Genomic DNA, 19,324 nt, shown 5'->3' on the forward strand with positions numbered 1-19,324 from the left:
GCGTCCTAATGCGGCGCCACGATCACTTCGGTTCCGTTGGCCTCGAATGCGGCCTTGTCCTCGGCAGAAATCCCGGCATCGGTGATGAGGCGGGTGAAGTCATAGCCGTCCATAGTGGCGAAGGCACGTACACCCACCTTGGAGGAATCGGCCAGCACGTAGGACACGCGCGCCCGGCTGGCGAGGAGTGCGTTCACCGATGCCTCCCCTTCCCCGGTGTTCGTGGGGCCAACTACCGGGTCGATGCCGTTGACTCCGATGAAGGCGATATCCAGGACCACCTTCTGCATGATGATGTCCGTGTACGGTCCCACGAGCTCGTAGGAGCGGGGATTCAGGATGCCGCCGGTCACCATGACCTTGATGTTGGGCCGGACGGCCAGCTGCGAGGCGATGTTGATCGCATTGGTGACGACGGTCAGCGTTGGCTGGTTGGCGGGGGCGTTGAGGTCCTCGCGGGTTGCCAGGATCTGCGCCAGGGCGGTGCTGGTGGTGCCGCCGCACAGGCCGATCACGGCTCCGGGCCTGATCAGTGCCGAGGCCGCCTGGGCGATTTGTTCCTTGGCTTCGGCGTGGTCGTCTCGGTTGTATCGCCCGGGAAGGTCGTAGGCGAGCGCTCCGGTGGTGGCGCCGCCCCGGGTGCGGGTCAGCAGCCGCCTCTTGGCCAGGCTGTCCAGGTCGCGGCGGGCCGTGGCGGGCGAAACAGCAAGCTGTGAGACGATCTCCTCAACCTCGACCTGGCCGGTCTTCGCGAGGATATCCAGGATGGCCGTCAGGCGGTCGGTACGGGTCATGGGGGCCTCTCAGCGTCAAACAGTCACTCGATTATGACATTTTCTGATTGTATCAGACCCGCAACGATCATAAAGCGTCAAAAACTGCCTGAGGCTCAGCGCACCCGTACACCCGCCCGCCACACAGCGTACGTGAGCGGCATGCCCGGGCGGTAGGCGAGATGGGTGGCGGAGGGTGCGTTGAGCATGTGCAGATCCGCCCGGTGTCCGACGGCGAGGGATCCCACCGCCCGTTCGCCGTCGGCGTCGTGCCCGGAGTCCCGGTGCAACGCCAGCGCGCCGCCGTACGTCGCGGCCCGGACCGCCTCATGGACGCTGAGCCGCATCTGCAGCACGGCCGTTGCCACACAGAAGGCCATGGAACTGGTGTAGGAGGTGCCGGGGTTGCAGTTGGACGCCAGCGCCAGCTGCACCCCGGCGTCCAGCATTGCCCGTGCCGGGGGCAGCGCCTGCCGGGTAGAAAGGTCGCAGGCGGGAAGGCACGTGGCGACGGTCCCGCGCACGCCGGTGCCCGTTGCGGGGTCCCAGCCAGCCCAACTCTCAGCCAGCGCGGCTACGTCTTCAGCCGACAGGTAGTTGACGTGGTCCACGCTCGCCGCGCCCAGATCCACCGCCAGCTGCACCCCGGGGCCCTGGCCCAGCTGGTTGCCGTGTACCCGGATCCCCAGCCCGGCATCCCGGCACGCCTCAAGTACGCGGCGGGACTGCTCCGCAGTGAAGGCCCCCTCCTCACAGAAGACGTCCGCCCAGCGGACATAGGGGCGGACGGCGTCAAGCATGGGCCCGCAGACGAGCTCTGTGTAGGCATCGGCATCCGAGCCGGCGGGTACCAGGTGTGCTCCCAGGTAGGTGACTTCGTCGACCACGGTGGAGGCGATGCGGGCGCTCCGTGCCTCGTTTTCGGTGTCCAGCCCGTACCCCGTCTTCGTTTCGAGATACGTGGTGCCCAGGGAGACGGCCTCGGAAACCCGTGCCATCGCCAGCCTCGTGAGGTCGAAATCGGACGTCTGCCGGGTGGCGTCGACGGTAACAGCGATCCCACCGGCCGAATAGGACTCTCCCGCCATCCGGGCTTCGAACTCCGCGGTGCGGTCGCCGGCGAAGACCAGGTGCGTATGCGAGTCAACCCAGCCGGGCAGCACCGCGCGGCCGCCGGCATCGACGGTGTCATCGGCGGCCGGGGCTGAGGCGGCGGCACCCAGCCACGCAATCCGTTCCCCTTCGACCACTATGGCGGCGTTTTTCAGGACCCGGTGTTCCAGGTCCTGGGTCATCAGCTCGGCGATATTGGTGATCAGGGTGCTCATGAGTCTATTCTTCAACGCCGAATGGACCAGCGCGTGGCGGCCAGCGCCTCCGCTGTCCGGAATGCCGGACTGTAGTCGACGCCGGTCCCGGAGCCCTGCCCGGCGAGGATCTGGGCGGCCGCGAGCTCGGCCATGGCCGCCGAGGTCTGGAACCCGTAACCGCCCTGGCCGGCGAGCCAGTAGAACCCGCGTGCCTCCGCGTCGAAGCCGGCCACGGGCACGCCGTCGGCCGCTTCGGTCCGGAGCCCGGTCCAGGCACTGCGGATTTGGCCGATCCCGAGGGTGGTGACCTGGTTGAGCTTGGCGATCAGCCGCTCCACGTCGCCGGGCCGGGGCCGGGCGTCCTCCGGCCCGCTGGGGACAGTTTCCGAGGGCGAAACCAGCACGTCAGTCCCCTCTCGCCGGAAGTAGAACGTGTTGTCCGCTGCCGCCACCATGGGGCTGTGCTCAGGCAGGGGACGTTCGACGCCGACGATCGCCGCGGTGCGCCGGTACGGCTGCAACCCGAGCTTCTCCACTCCGCTGATGACGGCGAGTTCGTCGGCCCAGGCGCCTGCGGCGTTGACCATCACACCGGACTGGAAAGCCTCCTGCCCGGCACCGATCTCCCAGCCTGAGCCCAACCGTTGGGCGGAATGCACTCGGGCGCCGGTAATAATGTCCGCGCCGGCGGCTTCCGCCCGCTCCCGGTGGTCGGCCAGCAGCAGGGGGGCGTCGCAGCCGAAGGATCCGGTATCCAGGCCCGCGGCGGAAAACGTGTCCGGCACCAGCGCCGGACACAGCTCCAGTGCTTCGGCCACTGAAATGGGGCTCATGTGGCCGCTGGCCTCGGCACGGACAGCCTCCTCAGTGCCGATGAGCATAAAGCTGCGCGGCGACAGGACCGGCCGGGGCAGTTCCGCATCCCTTGCCGCCATCAGCTCCAGCGTGCGGGCCGTCAACTGCTGCACTACGGCCGGACCGTAGCTGGGGATCAGCTGCCGGGCTGAGCGGGAGGACGTGTGGTACGCCAGCTCCTGTTCCGCCTCCACCAACGCAACGCTGCAGCTGGCGGCGAGTGCCGACGCCAGGGACAGGCCCGCGATACCGCCGCCGACAATGAGGACATCGTAATGTGCTGCCATGGCTCCATCCTTGCAGAGTTGCCGTGCGGCCGCGCCGAGCCTGGCGCCAGTCCAGCCCCGGGGGCCTAGCCCGCTACGGCGGCACGGCTGGCGACGAAGGCACCCACGCACGCTTCGACGTCGTCCGCCGAATGTGAGGCTGAGAGCTGCACCCGGATCCGGGCCGCACCGCGCGGGACCACCGGGAAACTGAACGCAGTGACGAAGACGCCGTGCTTGAGCATCTGGTCAGCCACCTTGGCGGCCATCACGGCGTCCCCGAACATGACGGGGACAATCGCGTGTTCGCCATCCAGGAGTTCGAAGCCTTCCTCGGTCATCCGGGACCGGAAAAGCCGGGCGTTCTCGAACAGCCGGGTCCGCAGTTCGCCGGAATTCTCCACCAGGTCCAGGGCCTTGATGGTCGCTGCCACGATCGCGGGGGCCAGGGAGTTGGAGAACAGGTAGGGGCGCGCCTTCTGGCGGAGCATGGCCACCACTTCGCTGCGGCCAGAGACGTAGCCTCCGGACGCGCCGCCCAGGGCCTTGCCGAACGTGCCGGTGTAGATATCAACGCGGTGGGACACACCGGCGTGTTCGGGGGTTCCGGCTCCCGTGGCACCCATAAAGCCGACAGCGTGGGAGTCGTCCACCATGACCAGGGCGTCGTGCGTCTCCGCGAGGTCGCAGATCGCCTCCAGCGGGGCGAGGTAGCCGTCCATGGAGAACACGCCGTCGGTCACGATGATCTTGCGCCGGGCATCTTTGGCTTCGAGGAGCTTGGCTTCGAGATCGGCCATGTCCTGGTTCGCGTACCGGAAGCGCTGGGCCTTGCAGAGCCGGATGCCGTCGATGATGGAGGCATGGTTGAGGGCGTCGGAAATGATGGCGTCCTCCGGCCCGAAGAGGGATTCGAAGACCCCACCGTTGGCGTCAAAGCAGCTGGAGAACAGGATGGTGTCCTCGGTCCCGAGGAATCGGGAGACCCTGGCTTCGAGTTCCAGATGCAGGTCCTGGGTGCCGCAGATGAAGCGGACACTGGCCATGCCAAAGCCACGGGTGTCCATGGCTGCCTTGGCTGCGGCGATGATTTCCGGGTGGTCTGCCAAGCCTAAGTAGTTGTTGGCGCAGAAATTCAGCACCGAGGTGCCGGGCTGGCCAATCTGCCCCGCGGTGACGTGGCTGGACTGCGGGGAGTTGATGCTCCGTTCGGTCTTGAAGAGCCCGGCGGTTCGGATGTCGTCCAGCTCTGCCTGGAGTTGGTCCTTGATGGCGGTGTACATGGTGCTCCTTAGAGTTCGGTCCAGTCGAGGACAACTTTGCCGCCGACGCCGGCGCGGGCAATGTCAAAGCCTTTTTCCCAATCCCTGGCGGGAAGCCTGTCCGTCACCACGGCCGAGATGCCGGCGTGCAGCACCGGGTTGGAGGACAGCATGGCACTCATGGCGTACCAGGTTTCATACATCTCGCGGCCGTAGATGCCCTTCAGGGTCAGCATGTGCGTGACCACCTTGCCCCAGTCGATGGTGATGTCCTGACTGGGCAGGCCGAGCATGGCAATACGCCCGCCGTGGTTCATGTTGTCGATCATCTCAGGAAGCGCGGTGGGGTGGCCCGACATTTCCATGCCGATGTCAAAGCCTTCCCGCATGCCCAGTTCCCGCTGGGCATCGCGGACCCGGGTAGTGGAGACGTCGATGGCGAGGTCCACGCCGAGTTGCCGGGCCAGGTCCAGGCGGGGCTGGGACACATCGGTGATGGCGATCTTGCGCGCCCCTGCGTGGCGGGCCACCGCGATGGCCATGAGTCCGATGGGTCCGGCACCGGTGATCAGCACGTCCTCGCCCACCAGGGGGAAGCTGAGGGCGGTGTGCACGGCGTTGCCGAACGGATCGAAGATCGCGCCGAGCTCGGGGGTGATGGAGGGATCGTGATGGACCCAGACGTTGGTCTCGGGGATAACGACGAACTCGGCGAAGGCTCCGTCCCGCTGAACACCCACGCTGACGGTGTGGATGCACATCTGCCGCCGGCCGGCGCGGCAGTTGCGGCAGATCCCGCACACCACATGGCCTTCACCGGACACCCGGTCGCCCACCTTGACGTCGCGGACGTCCTTGCCGGTTTCCACTACTTCGCCATAGAACTCGTGGCCGGGAATGAGTGGCGCTTCGATAATGCCCTGGGCCCATGAGTCCCAGGACTGGATGTGCAGGTCTGTGCCGCAGATGCCGGTAGTCAGGACGCGGATCTTGACATCGTCAGGCCCCGCCTCGGGTTCCGGACGGTCAACCAGTTCGAACCCGGCGTGTGCGCCGGACTTGTAAAGGGCCTTCATTGGCTTCCTAACTCTTGGTTGTCGCCCTGGGCTGCGGGCGGAGATCTCCCTTCATTAGAGCCATTCCAAAGCATTAGCACAAGCAGTATTTTCTCAATCGACGATGAAGCTTTGGCTTATGCGTAGACTGGCTGAATGGAAATTCACCAGCTGGAAATCCTTCGCGAGCTTGGAGCCCTGGGCAGCGTGAAAGCGGTGGCGGAGACGCTGATGGTCACACCCTCCGCCGTGTCCCAGCAACTGTCCCTGCTGCAACGGAACGTCGAGGTGCCGCTGACGCGCAAGGAGGGCAGGAACCTGGTGCTCACGGAAGCCGGTCAGGTGCTCGCCGACGCCGGCGCCGCCGTCGTCAGTGCCATGGCGGATGCGCGCACTGCCATCGGCGCGTACCACGGCTCGCCGGTGGCGCCGGTGACGCTCTGCGGGTTCCACAGCGTGGGCCAGGCCTTGTTCGCCCCGCTCGCGCGGACGCTGGACGCGCCGGGCCAGCCGAGGATCCAGCTCTCCGACGAGGACGTGGCGCAGCACGATTTCCCGGCGTTGACCGCCCGCTACGACTTGGTGCTCGCCCACCGCATGGACCACAGCCCGCGCTGGCCGCAGGAGCGGGTCGCGGTGATCCCGCTGGCTCATGAACCGCTGGATGTTGCCCTGCCGGCGGACCACCGCCTGGCCGGCCAGGCCACGGTGACCGCGGCCGACGTCGTGGGCGAAGCCTGGGTGACCAGCCACACCGGTTACTCTCCCGCGGACGTGCTGTCCGCCGTCGCGGCCGTGTCCAGCAAGGAACTGAACATCGTGCACCGGATCAATGATTACTCCACCGTGGCGGCGCTGGTGGCGGCTGGCGGCGTGGTGGGACTGCTGCCGCGGCATACGGCGCGGCCTGTGCTCAATCCCGGTATTGTGCTGCGGCCGCTCGAGGGCATCAGCACCCGGCGGCGGATCGACATCCTGGCCCGCCCGGAGAACCTGAAGCGGCGTGCGGTGACGATGGTGTGCGAGGCGTTGCAGGCGATCATGACCGGGCTGGTGGACCCTCCCCCAACTAAGTAGCAGCAGATGTCGTTATGAGGGCTCAAAACGACATCTGCTGCTACCTACTTTTCGAGCCCTTTCCCGTGGCCTTTGCGTGCTTCCTTGCCGAGGCCCTTGCCCATGCCTTTGCCCAGGCCAAGTCCCGGACCCGTTCCCGCGCCCTCGACGATCTTGTCCGCCGTGGCAGAGTCGCCGCTTTTCACACCGGAGACCCGGACCGACTCACCCGTAGCGATCTCCGCGATGGTTACCTCCGAGGGCTTAAGCCGCTTGCCGTCCTCCCCCGTGGCAGGAGATCCGTCCGCCGCTGGAGCGGGGAACTTGATGATCTTAGTCTCTGCGTTGACGGCGTAACTCTGCGTGAAGCCGTCTTCGCTCTTGACGGTGACTGACGTTTCGTTGACGGCCTCCACTGTGCCCTGCTGGCTCAGGTGGGTTTCAAACGTCCCGTCGGCCTTCTTCACTACGCTCTCGCTGTGCAAATGCTGGGGCCGCTCGGCCTTGTCCTGCTTCTTGTCCTGCTTGCCCGGGGCCGACTCCGACGGAGAAGGCGACGGCGAGTCAGTGGCGGACCAGGCGATCGCCACCCCGGTCCCGGTCAGGCCCAGCGCCACCACGCCGGCCAGCAATGCCTTGCGGATTCTCAACGGTTCTCGGACCGACATGGCCATACCTCCACAGCACGGGCAGGGCCCCTGTGCCCTGGAACTTCAGTGTAGGACCGGGAACCGCCAGTGAACACGAGTACTTTTAGGCCTGCAGGATGCGAGTACTACCTAGAAGCAAAACTGGGTCGCAGCAAGTGTCGTTATGAGCGTTCTAAACGACATTTGCTGCGACCCAGTTGGGTTAAATCAGGCGAGTCAGCCCTCGACGCCAAGCTTCTGCAGGATCAGTTCCTTCACGCGGCCTGCATCTGCCTGCCCGCGGGTGGCCTTCATGACACCGCCCACGATCGCACCGATGGCCTGGAGCTTGCCTGCGCGGATCTTGTCCGCGACGTCGGGCTGCGCGGCGAGGGCGGCATCGATGGCTTCAAGCAGGGGGCCGTCGTCGGAAACGACGGCCAGGCCGCGCTTCTCGACGATTTCCGCCGGGCTGCCTTCACCAGCGAGCACGCCGTCAAGGACCTCGGTGGCCATCTTGTTGTTGATCTTGCCGTCTTCCACCAGTTTGTTCAGTTCAACAATGGTGGCGGGCTGGACGCCCAGCTGGCCGGGATCGACGTCCGCGTTCTTGGCGCGGCCCACGATCTCGCCCATCCACCACTTGCGGGCCACGGAGGCCGAGGCGCCGGCCGCAATGGTTTCCTCGATTTCGTCCATGACACCGGCGTTGACGACGTCCCGGAATTCCAGGTCCGAGTAGCCCCAGTCGGCCTGCAGCCGCTTGCGCCGGGCCGCGGGCGGCTCGGGCAGGGTGGCACGCAGTTCCTCAACCCACTCACGCGAGGGAACAACCGGAACCAGGTCCGGCTCCGGGAAGTAGCGGTAGTCGTCGGCGTCGGACTTGGCCCGGCCCGACGTCGTGGTGCGCGTGTCCTCGTGCCAGTGGCGGGTCTCCTGGATAACCGGCTCGCCGGACTCCAGAACGGCAGCGTGCCGCCTGATTTCGTAGTGCACAGCGTGCTCGACGGCGCGCAGCGAGTTCACGTTCTTGGTTTCGGAGCGAATGCCGAAGCGTTCGCGGCCGTGCGGGCGGAGCGAAACGTTGGCATCGCAGCGGACGTTGCCGCGTTCCATCTTCGCGTCGGACACACCAAGGTTCTTGACGATCTCACGGACCGCAGCCACGTAGGCCTTGGCCAGCTCGGGGGCCCGTGAACCGGCACCTTCGATGGGCTTGGTGACGATCTCGACGAGCGGCACGCCAGCGCGGTTGTAGTCCACCAGCGAGAAGTCGGCGCCCTGGATGCGTCCGGTGGCTCCACCCATGTGGGTCAGCTTTCCGGCGTCCTCCTCCATGTGGGCGCGCTCGATCTCCACGCGGAACACGGTGCCGTCCGAGAGCTCGATGTCCAGGTAGCCGTCGTACGCGATGGGTTCGTCGTACTGGGATGTCTGGAAGTTCTTCGGGGTATCCGGGTAGAAGTAGTTCTTCCGGGCGAAGCGGCAGGACTCGGCGATCTTGCAGTTGAGCGCGAGGCCGATCTTGATAGAGGACTCAATCGCGGTCTTGTTCACCACCGGCAGCACGCCGGGCATGCCAAGGTCCACCTCGTTGACGTTGGTGTTCGGCTCGTCGCCGAAGACGTTGGGCGCCGAAGAGAACATCTTGGTCTTGGTGTTGAGCTCCACGTGGACCTCAAAGCCCAGGACGGGATCGTACTTCTCCATGGCCTCTTCGAAGCTCAGGGTAGCGTCAGTGCTCATTATTTTGCCTCCTTGGCGTCGACAAGGGTGGGGACCGGTCCGGCCAACGTGGACTCAGCCAGGTCCGGGGCCTGGGCGAGGAGCGGTCCGCCCCACTTCGCCTCCAGGAGGGATTCCAAAACCGCACCCACCCGGTAGAGGCGGGCATCCTGGCGGGCCGGGGCCAGCAACTGGATGCCGACGGGCAGGCCGTCCTCGTCAGCCAGGCCGCCCGGAAGGGACAGTCCGGGGACGCCGGCCAGGTTGGCAGGGATGGTGGCGACGTCGTTGAGGTACATCGCCAGGGGGTCATCGAGCTTCTCCCCCAGCTTGAAGGCCGTGGTGGGGGCCGTGGGCGAGATCAGGACGTCGGCCACCGTGAACGCGGCGTCGAAGTCGCGCTGGACCAGCGTGCGCACCTTCTGGGCCGAGCCGTAGTAGGCGTCGTAGTAGCCTGCGCTCAGGGCGTACGTGCCAAGGATGATGCGGCGCTTGACCTCGTCGCCGAAGCCGGCGGCGCGGGTGGCCCCCATGACGCGTTCGATCGTCATGGGCCCGTCCTCGGGGAGGACGCGCAGGCCATAACGGACGCCGTCGAACTTTGCCAGGTTGGAGGAGGCCTCCGACGGCATGATCAGGTAGTAGGCGCCGAGGGCGTACTGGAAGTTGGGGCAGGAAACCTCAACGATTTCCGCGCCGGCCTGCTTGAGCAGTTCCAGCGAATCGTTGAAGCGGTTCTCGACGCCGGCCTGGTAGCCCTCGCCGTGGAGTTCCTTGATGATGCCGATCCGCATGCCGTCCACGTTGCCCAGCCGGGCGGCAGCCACGAGGTCTTCCAGGGGGTCGGGCAGGGAGGTGGAGTCGAAGGGGTCGTGCCCGCCGATGACCTGGTGCAGGAGCGCCGAGTCCAGCACTGTCCGCGAGACCGGGCCGATCTGGTCCAGCGAGGAGGCCATGGCGATGGCGCCGTAGCGGGACACGCTGCCGTATGTGGGCTTGACGCCCACGGTGCCGGTGACGGCGCCGGGCTGGCGGATGGAGCCGCCGGTGTCGGTACCGAGGGCCAAGGGTGCTTCAAAGGCGGCGACGGCGGCTGCCGAACCGCCGCCGGACCCGCCTGGGATCCGGTCCAGGTCCCAGGGGTTCCTGGTGGGCCCGTACGCGGAGTGCTCCGTGGAGGAGCCCATGGCGAATTCGTCCAGGTTGGTCTTACCCAGGATGGGCATTTTAGCCTCGCGCAGCCGCTTGACCACCGTGGCGTCATACGGGCTGTGCCAGCCCTCAAGGATCTTCGAACCGGCCGTGGTGGGCTGGCCGATAGTGACAATGAGGTCCTTGACCGCGATCGGCACGCCGGCGAGCTCGTGCAGCGCCTCGGCCGCGGCGCCGCCGGCGGCGCGGATGGCGTCAACTTCGGCGGCAACGGCAAGCGCCTCTTCCGTGTTGACGTGGAGGAAGGCGTTCACGCCGCGTTCGCCGCCGTCGACCTCTGCGATCCGGTCCAGGTGGGCCTGCACTACCTCGACGGAGGTGATTTCGCGGGCGGCGAGCTTCTCGGCCAGCTGCGCTGCGGAGAGGCGGATGAGCTGGTTGGTATTGGTTTCAGTCATTGGTGTCTTATGCCTCATCCAGGATGGCCGGGACCTTGAAACGGTTCTCATCGGAGTCCGGAGCTCCCGAAAGTGCCTGGTCCGCGGTGAAGGTGTGCCCCACAACGTCCTCGCGGAACACGTTGCTCAGCGGGATCGGGTGCGAGGTTGCCGGGACGTCGTCTCCGGCGGCTTCGCTCACGGATTTGACTGATTCAACGATGACGGCGAGTTCGCCGGCCATCCTGTCCAGCTCTTCAGCACTCATCTCGATGTGAGCGAGCCGCGCGAGGTGCGCGACGTCGTCACGGTTGATCGCAGCCATGGATCTCCCCTGCAAAGTTCGAATTGTTTTCCGAACCAGTCTAGTGGGGAAACGTCGGTGCCCGTCTGACGACCCCCAGCGGGCGTCAGACGGGCACGTCGGTGCCGTGGTCCCGGCCACGAGGGCCAGCCACAGGCAGGACAAGACTAACCGATTCCGATGGCTCCAGTCAGCATTCCCACACCAAGCATTACGAGGGAGATGACGGCCGTGCGCCAGAGGACCTTTTTGTGGTGATCGCCCAGGTCAACCTTGGCCAGGGAGACGAGCAGCAGGATGGCCGGAACAAGTGGGCTCTGCAGGTGGAACGGCTGGCCGGTGATGGAGGCTCGGGCCATCTCGGCGGCGCTGATGCCGTAGTGGCCGGCCGTCTCGCTGAGTACCGGCAGGACACCGAAGTAGAAGGCGTCATTGCTCATGAAGAAGGTCATGGGGATGCTGAGCACACCGGTGATCACGGCCATGAAGGGGCCCATGCTCGAGGGGATGATCTGGACCAGCCAGGCGGACATTGCCTCCACCATGCCGGTTCCGGTGAGGACGCCGGTCAGGACTGCGGCGGCCATGACCATGCTCACCACGGCCACGATGGACGGTGCGTGGGCGATCAGCTGCGCGCCCTGCTCCTTGACGTTGGGGAAGTTCACCACCAGCGCGATGGCGGAACCGACCATAAAGACGAACGGCAACGGCACGAGGTCGGCCACCAGCATGACCATCACCGCGATGGTCAGGCCCAGGTTGAACCAGATGAGCTTGGGACGCAGGGTGCTGCGGTTGGGGTCCAAAGCGGTGTCCGCCATCGCGGAGTCGTGGTCGTCCACGAGGGTCTCGGTGCGTTCCAGGACGGCAACGGAGGACCCCGCCGGGAAACCGCCGACGGCGGGAGTGCCGCTTCCGGGGGTACCTGACCCCGTGCGGTCGGTGCTGGAGAAGGCAGCGGCTGTGCCGCCGTCGAACGCTTCCGGTGAATCCGGCACTCCCCAGATTTCCGGCTCAGTGGCGCGGAGGCGGTTGCGTTCCTGCAGTCCCAGCAGCCAGGAGAAGGCGAATACGACCACGAGGCCGGCGATCAGCGACGGGATCATGGGGACAAAAACGTCATTGACGTCCAAGTGGAGCGCGGTGGCGGCGCGGGCCGTGGGGCCGCCCCACGGAAGGATGTTCATGGTGCCGTTGGCCAGGCCGGCCACGCAGGTGAGGACCACCGGGCTCATCTTCAGGCGCAGGTAGACGGGCAGCATAGCCGCGGTGGTGAGGATGAAGGTGGTGGAGCCGTCACCATCCAGGGAAACTGCGGCCGCCAGGATTGCGGTGCCGAGCACCACCTTGGCGGGGTCGTTGCCCAGCTTGCGGAGGATGAACTTCACCAGCGGGTCGAACAGCCCGACGTCGATCATCAGGCCAAAGTAGATGATCGCGAACATCAACAGGGCTGCGGTGGACGTCATTGACTTCATCGAATCAAGGACCATGTCCCCGATGCCAAGCCCGGCGCCTGCAAAGAGGCCAAAAACGGTGGGGACGATGATCAGCGCCAGCACTGGCGTCAACTTCTTCGTCATGATCAGCACCATGAATACCGCGATCATGGCGAATCCAAGTAATACCAGCACGGCCGGCTCCTTCTTGTGAACAGCGACACAACGGTGTGACGCGTGCTACAGACGTTATAGTGGCGGCCATCACCGCCGTGCCTTTGCCTCAATTGATTGGCATACTGCTTATTGCGAGCATTTTGCGCATTGTGCTCACGGCGTCCCATCAGCCGACCACACCAGCAAATCAAGGAGGATCATGCAGCGTTCCGCGCCCCGGCCGCCCTTGCGGTTCTCCACCCAGACGCTGCTCCTGCAGCTTGGCGTGGTTCTTTTGGTGGTTCTGCTCAGCGCCGCCGTCCACGCCTGGCTGACGTACGACAGGGTTGGCGCCGAGGCTGAGAACCAGGCGCTGACGCTGGCGCGCACTGTCGCGTCGGACCCGTCCGTCCGTGCCGACGTGCTTGCCATCAGTGAGCAGGCCGGCACTCCCCCGGCCAGCGAACTTTCGGCCGGGCCCCTGATGGCCGCCGCCGAAGCCGCCCGCGCCCGCACCGGAGCCCTTTTTGTGGTCATCACCGACGAAACCGGCCTGCGGCTCGCCCACCCGGACTCTGCCCGGCTCGGCGAAAAAGTCAGCACCGATCCCACCGAAGCACTGGCCGGCCAGGAGGTGACCACCCGCAACACGGGCACGCTAGGCCCGTCGGCCGGGGCCAAGGTCCCGGTGTACGCACCGGGAACAGAGACTGTGGTGGGCGAGGTCAGTGTTGGCTACTCCATGGAAACGGTGGGCCAGAGCGTGCAACGCGACATCGGGCCTGTTGCGCTGACCGCTGCCGGCGCCCTGCTGGCAGGCGCGCTGGCGTCCTTCCTGCTGCGGCGCAGGCTGCAGCGCCTGACCCTGGGCCTGGAGCCTGAGGAGATCAGCACCCTGGTCCACGACCAGGTGGCAGTGCTGCAAGGCGTGGACGACGGCGTGATCGGCGTTTCCGCCGACGGCAGGATCAGCGTCTTCAATGCAGCAGCACAGCGGCTCCTGGGGCAGCGCGACCTCACTGGGGGCCTGTGGGCGGATGCTCCGGTCCCCTGCCAGCTGAAGTCGTTGACGCTGCCGGACGCCGAAGAGGCGGATGCCATCGAGCTGGTGGCGGGCGGGCGGGTGCTGGTGGCCAGTGCGCGGAAGGCCCTGCACCGGCGCGAGGACCTGGGCTGGGTGGTGATGCTGCGGGACCGCACCGAGCTGCAGCAGCTCACCCGGCAGCTGGACGCCGTGGGCACCATGTCCACCGCGCTCCGGGCCCAGCGCCACGAGTTTGCCAACCAGTTGCACACCATCGCCGGGTTCATGAGCATCGGCCAGCACCACCAAGCCCGGGAGTACCTGGCCCGGCTCGCCGCAACGGGTCCGCTGAAGTTCCCCGTCGACCAGGCCGAGCTGCTCCAGGACCCCTACCTTCAGGCTTTTGTGGGCGCCAAGGGCGTGGAAGCCGACGAACGCGGAGTCACACTCCGGATTGGGCCGGAGACGCTGGTCCGGAGCCAGGTCACCGAGCCGCAGGACGTTACCACCGTGCTCGGAAACCTGATCGACAACGCGGTGAACGCCGCCGTCGCCGGTACTTCTCCGGACCGCTGGGTGGAACTGGAAGTTTTGGATGAACCGGACGACGCCGGCGGCACCCTGCACATTGTCGTCGCCGACTCCGGTGACGGGTTGGGGGCTGGGACGGAACCCGAAGCAGTGTTTGCGGAGGGGTTTACGACGGCGGCCTCCGGAACGCCTGCGTCCGGTCCGGCTGTCTCCGCCCGGGCCGGGGGCCAGGGACTGGGACTCGCCCTGGCCCGTCAGCTGGCCCGGCGCCGCGGCGGGGACGTGAAGGTCCTGGAGCCGGGCTCCGAAGGCGGACCTGGCGCCGTCTTTATGGCCTCCCTTCCGCACACGACGGCGGGAATAAAGCCTTCCGCCGGAGAGGATGACGATGCCTGAAGATTTCAGGGTGCTCATAGTGGACGACGATTTCCACGTGGCCAAGCTGCACGCCGCGTACGTGGATTCGGTGCCGGGCTTCCTGGCGCTGTCGCCGGTAGGCTCGGCGTCCCTTGCCCTGCAGGCCATCCACAGCCTGCGCCCGGACCTGGTCCTGTTGGATGTCTACCTGCCGGACGGGTCAGGGCTGGACCTGCTCCAGCAACTGGACGTGGACACCATGATCCTGAGTGCGGCCTCGGATGCCGCCTCGGTCAGCAGGGCGTTCCGCCGGGGAGCCCTGGGCTACCTGCTCAAGCCCTTTACGGCCGAATCCCTGGCACAGCAGCTGCGGTCCTACGCCCGGTACCGGCGCATCCTGGGCCAGGCGGGCGCACTGGACCAGGACGCGGTGGAACGCGCGAAGCGGTCCCTCATCCCGGGCGAAGCGGCACCATCAGCCAAGCCCCGGTCCGCCACGGAAGCCGCCGTCCTGGAGTCACTGGTTCCAGGGGAGCAGTACTCGGCCGCCGAAGTAGCCACCCGGGTAGGCGTCTCCCGGGCCACGGCGCAACGGTACCTGTCCTCGCTGGCCGACGACGGCGCCGTCGACATCCAGCTGCGCTACGGAACCACGGGCCGCCCCGAACACCGCTACGGCCTCCCGGCCCGCTAAGCCCTGGACGGCTTCTTAGCTGGCGCTCTTCTGGGCTACGAGCTCGATCTCCACGAGCATTTTCGGGTCCAGGAACGGCAGGACGTGCACCAGGGAGAGCGTGGGGCGGATCTCGCCGAAGACTTCGCCGTGGGCACGGCCGGCCTCTTCCCACTTGCTGATGTCCGTGAGGTAGAGCTTGGACTGCACAACATCGCCGAAGCCGAAGCCGGCGTCGGCCAGGACAGCGCCGAGCTTCTGAAGGATGTACTGGGTCTGGGTGTAGAAGTCTTCGCCCACAATGCCGTCTTCGCCGCTGGCAGCTGTCGCCGAGATGTACAGCGTGTTATCCACCTGGACGGCTCGGGAGTATCCGAGGGTCTGTTCCCAGACGGAGCCGGTGCCGAATGTTTTGCGCATGGTGGGCCTTTCAGTCCTGAAATGAGTCGGCACCACTCTAGGGCGGCTAGACGTCCAGCCGGTAAACCAGCAGCTTTATGTCAGTGCCGGGAACGAACCAGTCGCGCTTTGGCACTCGCTGGAACCCGGTCTTGCGGTATAGCCCGTGGGCGCTTTCCCATGTTTTTCCAGTGGTGAGCGCCACCGCGTTGATGCCCTCCAGGGACCGGGCATGGTCAATAATGGCCTCCACCATGGCCTTGCCGGCTCCGCTGCGCTGCGCTGCGGGGTCCACCACGAGCATGCGGAACTCCAGCTCATCGGCAAGGGCAATGTCCGCGTACGGCTCACCCGCCACCGCCAGTGTCACGGAGCCCACCACCTGGCCGTCACGCTCGGCTACCCAGATGGTGGCCTTCGCCGCACGCTCGGCGACTTCCTGGACCTGCCGCATATATGGGTGGTCCGCGTCCTCGAAGTAGCCCGCGGCGAGGTAGGAATCCCGGGTGATCCGGGCGATGACGTCAAAGTCGGACTCGACGGCGGGACGGACGGTTATCTGCGGCTGCACCTGACAATGCTAGTAGCGTCCGCCGGGCGGCGGCCTTGAAAGGGCACTTTCCGTGACTGAACTATCACTGCCCGCCGATGTGGCACTCCAGCCGTGGCGGGGATGCCCTCAGAGGGGGAACTTCCCCGAGAGCTCCAGGCTCGCGGCGCACGTCCAGGCTGCCAGCCTGTCGCCGTCCTTGGGCCCGCCCCGGAGCGGGCTGGTGAGGCGCGGCCGCCGTACCCAGCAGCCTGCCTCCTCGGCGATCAGCGCTCCGGCGGAGAAATCGTGTTCGTTGAGGCCGCGTTCGCCAAAGGCGTCGATGGTTCCGTCAGCAACCATGCAGAGGTCCAGGGCGGCGGAGCCCAGGCGGCGGACGTCCGCGAAACCGTCCATGAGTCCGCCCAGGGCAACGGCCTGTTGCGCGCGGACGGTGGGATCGTAACTGAATCCGGTGGCCAGGATCTGCCCCTTCCGTCCGGCTACCGGGCCTTCCAGCCGGGTGACCCTGCCGCGCGCTTCAAGCCATGCGCCCTGCCCACGGGAGGCGTAGTACACGCGTTCCAATGCAGGTGCGTGGACGACGCCGGCCAGCCAGACGCCGTCGGGATCGGCCACCGCCACGGACGTGGCGTAGTAGACGATATTCCTGATGAAGTTGGTGGTTCCGTCCAGCGGGTCGATGGACCAGCGGTAGCCGCTGGGAGCCTCCGGCCGTGTGGTGCCATGCTCCTCACCCGTGATGGTGTCCTGCGGCCGCGCCGCGGTAATGGCGCGGCGTACCGCGTCCTCGGCCGCGACGTCGTAGGCCGTGACCCAGTCCCCGGCGTCGCCCTTGTTGCTGACCCCCAGCGCATCACCGTTCCGCGACGCCAGTACAGCGGCGCCGGCAGCGGCGGCCAGCCGGGCCACCGCCAGCAACTCAACGGTGAGGTCCAGGCGGCTCACTCCGCTGCCTGTTCGGATTCGCCGGCTTCTGCCTCGGTTGAAGGAGCAGGACCGTTTTCCAGGAGTTCCCGGAAGCCGTCCTCGTCGAGCACCGGAATGCCGAGCTGCTCCGCCTTGTCCAACTTGGTGCCCGCATTTTCCCCGGCCACTACATAGCTGGTGTTTTTGGAGACGGAGCCGGCAGCCTTGCCGCCCCGGGTGAGGATGGCTTCCTTGGCTTCGTCCCGGCTGAAGTTGGGCAGCGAACCGGTGACGACGATTGTGAGGCCTTCGAGGGTGCGGGGCGTGGATTCGTCCCGTTCGTCCTCCATCCGGACCCCCGCAGCGGCCCAGCGGTCGATGATTTCGAGGTGCCAGTCCTCGGCAAACCATTCCTTCAACGCAGCGGCGATGGTGGGACCCACACCGTCAACGTGAGCGAGTTCCTCCTCGGAGGCCTGCCGGATGGCGTCCATGCTGCCGAAGGCCTGCGCGAGGGCCCGGGACGCCCGCGGTCCCACGTGCCGGATGGAGAGCGCCACGAGCAGCCGCCACAGGGGCTGGGTCTTGGCTTTTTCCAGCTCCCGGAACAGCTTTTCGGTGGTGGCCGTGGGCTTGGAAGGAGTTTTTGCCGTCCCTTTGCTCCAGAAATACGGCACCAGCTCAAACTCGCCGGTGGCCACGCCCTTGGAGCGTTTTTCCCGCCTGATGCGTACGTCCGCCAGGGATTCCGGGGTGAGGTCAAAAAGGGCCGCTTCGGTGGTCAGCGGCGGTACCTCGGGTTCGGCAGGCTGCGTGAGCGCTATGGCCGCTTCCCAGCCGAGGGCCTCGATGTCGAACCCGCCCCGGCCTGCCAGATGGAAGACCCGCTCACGCAACTGGGCCGGACAGGACCGTGCGTTGGGGCAGCGGATATCCACGTCCCCTTCCTTGCCGGGCGCCAGCGGCGTTCCGCAGGAGGGGCATTCGGTGGGCATCACGAAGTCGCGTACCGGCGGGTCCTGCTGCTCGCGCAGGGCGAGGACAGGGCCCACGATTTCGGGGATGACGTCGCCGGCTTTCCGCAGGACCACGATGTCGCCGATTTTTACGCCCTTGGCTTTCACAACATCCTGGTTGTGCAGGGTGGCCATCCCCACTGTGGAGCCTGCCACCTTGACGGGCTCCATAATGCCGAACGGGGTCACCCGCCCGGTGCGCCCAACGTTGACGGCAATGTCCAGGAGCTTGGTGTGGACTTCCTCCGGCGGATATTTGTACGCCACCGCCCAGCGCGGCACCCGGGTGGTGTATCCCAACGCCCTTTGGGTGGCGAAGTTATCCACCTTGACCACGATGCCGTCGATTTCGTGGAGGAGCTTGTGCCGCTGATCGCCGTATTTCCTGATGAAGCCCAGGACCTCGTCCAGGTTGTTCAAGACCTCGAAGTATGGGCTGACCGGGAGGCCCCACTTTTCCAGGAGGGCATAGGTTTCGGACTGGCTCTGTGCTTCCAGGCCCTCCCGGGCGCCGATGCCGTGGACGAACATCCGCAGCGGCCGCTTGGCGGTTTCGGCGGGGTCCTTTTGGCGGAGTGAACCGGCCGCGGCGTTCCGTGGATTAGCCAGCGGAGCCTTTCCGGCCTCGATCAGGGCTTCGTTGAATTCCGCGAAAGCCTCGGACGGTATGAAAACCTCGCCGCGGATCTCCATCTCGGCCGGGAAGTCGGTTCCCCTGAGTTCCTGCGGGATTTCCTTGATGGTGAGGACGTTGTGGGTGATGTCCTCGCCCGTAAAACCGTCTCCGCGGGTTGCCGCGCGGACCAGTTTTCCATCGCGGTACAGCAGGTTGACGGCGAGGCCGTCGATTTTCAGTTCCGTCAGCCAGACGGGTCCGGCCGTGCCGTTCCCGATTTTTGCGACGGAGGCTTCTGCCTTGGCCAGCCAGGCCTCCAGCTCCTCGAGGGAAAAGACGTCCTCGAGGCTGTACATGCGCTGCAGGTGCTCGACGGCGGCAAACGCCGCGGAGACCTCGCCGCCCACTTCCTGCGTCGGGGAGTCATTGGACACCAGCTCGGGGTGCAGGGCCTCGATCTCCTCCAGCCTGCGGAAGAGGTCATCAAATTCGGCATCCGAAACCAGGGGCTCGTCCTCCTGGTAGTAGGCGAACCTGTACTTCCTGACGAGATCGGCCAGGTTCTCGTACTCCTCACGCACGGACTCGGAAGGGATCACCTCCGGAGCCGTGATTCCTGGCTCAGTCCTGGTGGTGGTCTGTTCTGCGGGGCCTGGTGCTGTGCTCACAGACCTATCTTGCCTCATGGCACTGACATCCCGCCGGAATGCCCGCGGGCCCCGGACACTGTGCTGTGTCCGGGGCCCGCGATTCGCGTGCTGCGTGGTGGCGCGGCAGTGGCTAGCGTGAAGCCTGGTCCTGCTCGTTGGCGTTCTTCGTGGCCTTCT

Annotated in this window: 17 protein-coding genes; 3 read left to right on the plus strand and 14 right to left on the minus strand. The window is 66.3% G+C overall.

The window, feature by feature from the left end; translation table 11 throughout:
- Positions 1-5 precede the first annotated feature (5 nt).
- The 5 genes from V9L17_RS19775 to tdh form a co-directional block, all read right to left on the minus strand.
- Positions 6-794: a DeoR/GlpR family DNA-binding transcription regulator gene (locus tag V9L17_RS19775; protein WP_337352608.1), complete on the minus strand. Its 789-nt coding sequence runs from the start codon at positions 792-794 to the stop codon at positions 6-8.
- Between the two features lie 95 nt (positions 795-889).
- The gene (hutI, locus tag V9L17_RS19780; RefSeq protein ID WP_337347522.1) at positions 890-2,101 is read right to left on the minus strand and encodes an imidazolonepropionase; all 1,212 of its coding nucleotides are present in this window, start codon (positions 2,099-2,101) and stop codon (positions 890-892) included.
- An 11-nt stretch (positions 2,102-2,112) separates the two neighbouring features.
- Positions 2,113-3,225 carry an NAD(P)/FAD-dependent oxidoreductase gene (locus tag V9L17_RS19785; RefSeq protein WP_337352609.1) on the minus strand — a complete coding sequence of 371 codons (1,113 nt, stop codon included), beginning with the start codon at positions 3,223-3,225 and terminating at the stop codon, positions 2,113-2,115.
- A 65-nt stretch (positions 3,226-3,290) separates the two neighbouring features.
- Positions 3,291-4,487: a glycine C-acetyltransferase gene (locus V9L17_RS19790; protein WP_337352610.1), complete on the minus strand. Its 1,197-nt coding sequence runs from the start codon at positions 4,485-4,487 to the stop codon at positions 3,291-3,293.
- An 8-nt stretch (positions 4,488-4,495) separates the two neighbouring features.
- Positions 4,496-5,542 (minus strand): L-threonine 3-dehydrogenase, encoded by a 1,047-nt coding sequence (gene tdh, locus V9L17_RS19795; protein WP_337352611.1) that lies wholly within the window; start codon positions 5,540-5,542, stop codon positions 4,496-4,498.
- A 135-nt stretch (positions 5,543-5,677) separates the two neighbouring features.
- On the opposite strand from tdh, the gene V9L17_RS19800 reads away from it, so the two are divergent.
- Positions 5,678-6,598, plus strand: coding sequence for a LysR family transcriptional regulator (locus tag V9L17_RS19800; RefSeq protein WP_337352612.1), 921 nt, complete (start codon positions 5,678-5,680; stop codon positions 6,596-6,598).
- 44 nt (positions 6,599-6,642) lie between these two features.
- On the opposite strand, the gene V9L17_RS19805 is transcribed toward V9L17_RS19800, so the two are convergent.
- From V9L17_RS19805 to V9L17_RS19825, 5 genes are all read right to left on the minus strand, one after another.
- The gene (locus tag V9L17_RS19805) at positions 6,643-7,245 is read right to left on the minus strand and encodes a hypothetical protein (RefSeq protein WP_337352613.1); all 603 of its coding nucleotides are present in this window, start codon (positions 7,243-7,245) and stop codon (positions 6,643-6,645) included.
- A gap of 198 nt (positions 7,246-7,443) precedes the next feature.
- Positions 7,444-8,952 (minus strand): Asp-tRNA(Asn)/Glu-tRNA(Gln) amidotransferase subunit GatB, encoded by a 1,509-nt coding sequence (gene gatB / locus V9L17_RS19810; RefSeq protein ID WP_337352614.1) that lies wholly within the window; start codon positions 8,950-8,952, stop codon positions 7,444-7,446.
- Positions 8,952-10,541 carry an Asp-tRNA(Asn)/Glu-tRNA(Gln) amidotransferase subunit GatA gene (gene gatA / locus V9L17_RS19815; RefSeq protein ID WP_337347515.1) on the minus strand — a complete coding sequence of 530 codons (1,590 nt, stop codon included), beginning with the start codon at positions 10,539-10,541 and terminating at the stop codon, positions 8,952-8,954. The genes gatB and gatA overlap by 1 nt, the downstream gene beginning before the upstream one ends.
- Before the next feature lie 7 nt (positions 10,542-10,548).
- On the minus strand, positions 10,549-10,845 hold the full coding sequence (gene gatC, locus V9L17_RS19820) for an Asp-tRNA(Asn)/Glu-tRNA(Gln) amidotransferase subunit GatC (protein WP_066286151.1): 297 nt from the start codon (positions 10,843-10,845) through the stop codon (positions 10,549-10,551).
- 146 nt (positions 10,846-10,991) lie between these two features.
- Entirely contained in the window at positions 10,992-12,461 is a 1,470-nt protein-coding gene (locus V9L17_RS19825) for a CitMHS family transporter (protein WP_337352615.1), read from the minus strand.
- A gap of 181 nt (positions 12,462-12,642) precedes the next feature.
- On the opposite strand from V9L17_RS19825, the gene V9L17_RS19830 reads away from it, so the two are divergent.
- Entirely contained in the window at positions 12,643-14,373 is a 1,731-nt protein-coding gene (locus tag V9L17_RS19830; protein WP_337352616.1) for a sensor histidine kinase, read from the plus strand.
- Positions 14,366-15,028, plus strand: coding sequence for a response regulator (locus V9L17_RS19835; protein ID WP_337352617.1), 663 nt, complete (start codon positions 14,366-14,368; stop codon positions 15,026-15,028). The genes V9L17_RS19830 and V9L17_RS19835 overlap by 8 nt, the downstream gene beginning before the upstream one ends.
- A gap of 15 nt (positions 15,029-15,043) precedes the next feature.
- Here V9L17_RS19835 and V9L17_RS19840 read toward each other — a convergent pair whose 3' ends face one another.
- The 4 genes from V9L17_RS19840 to ligA form a co-directional block, all read right to left on the minus strand.
- Entirely contained in the window at positions 15,044-15,427 is a 384-nt protein-coding gene (locus V9L17_RS19840) for a RidA family protein (RefSeq protein ID WP_337352618.1), read from the minus strand.
- Positions 15,428-15,473: 46 nt separating this feature from the next.
- Positions 15,474-15,977, minus strand: coding sequence for a GNAT family N-acetyltransferase (locus V9L17_RS19845; RefSeq protein ID WP_337347511.1), 504 nt, complete (start codon positions 15,975-15,977; stop codon positions 15,474-15,476).
- A gap of 108 nt (positions 15,978-16,085) precedes the next feature.
- Complete coding sequence (locus tag V9L17_RS19850; protein WP_337352620.1) at positions 16,086-16,895, minus strand: inositol monophosphatase family protein; 810 nt, start codon at positions 16,893-16,895, stop codon at positions 16,086-16,088.
- Positions 16,896-16,900: 5 nt separating this feature from the next.
- Positions 16,901-19,183: an NAD-dependent DNA ligase LigA gene (gene ligA, locus V9L17_RS19855; RefSeq protein ID WP_443198051.1), complete on the minus strand. Its 2,283-nt coding sequence runs from the start codon at positions 19,181-19,183 to the stop codon at positions 16,901-16,903.
- Positions 19,184-19,324: the final 141 nt, after the last annotated feature.

This window comes from Pseudarthrobacter sp. CCNWLW207 (genome assembly GCF_037203945.1).
In the GTDB taxonomy this organism is placed as follows: Bacteria; Actinomycetota; Actinomycetes; order Actinomycetales; family Micrococcaceae; genus Arthrobacter.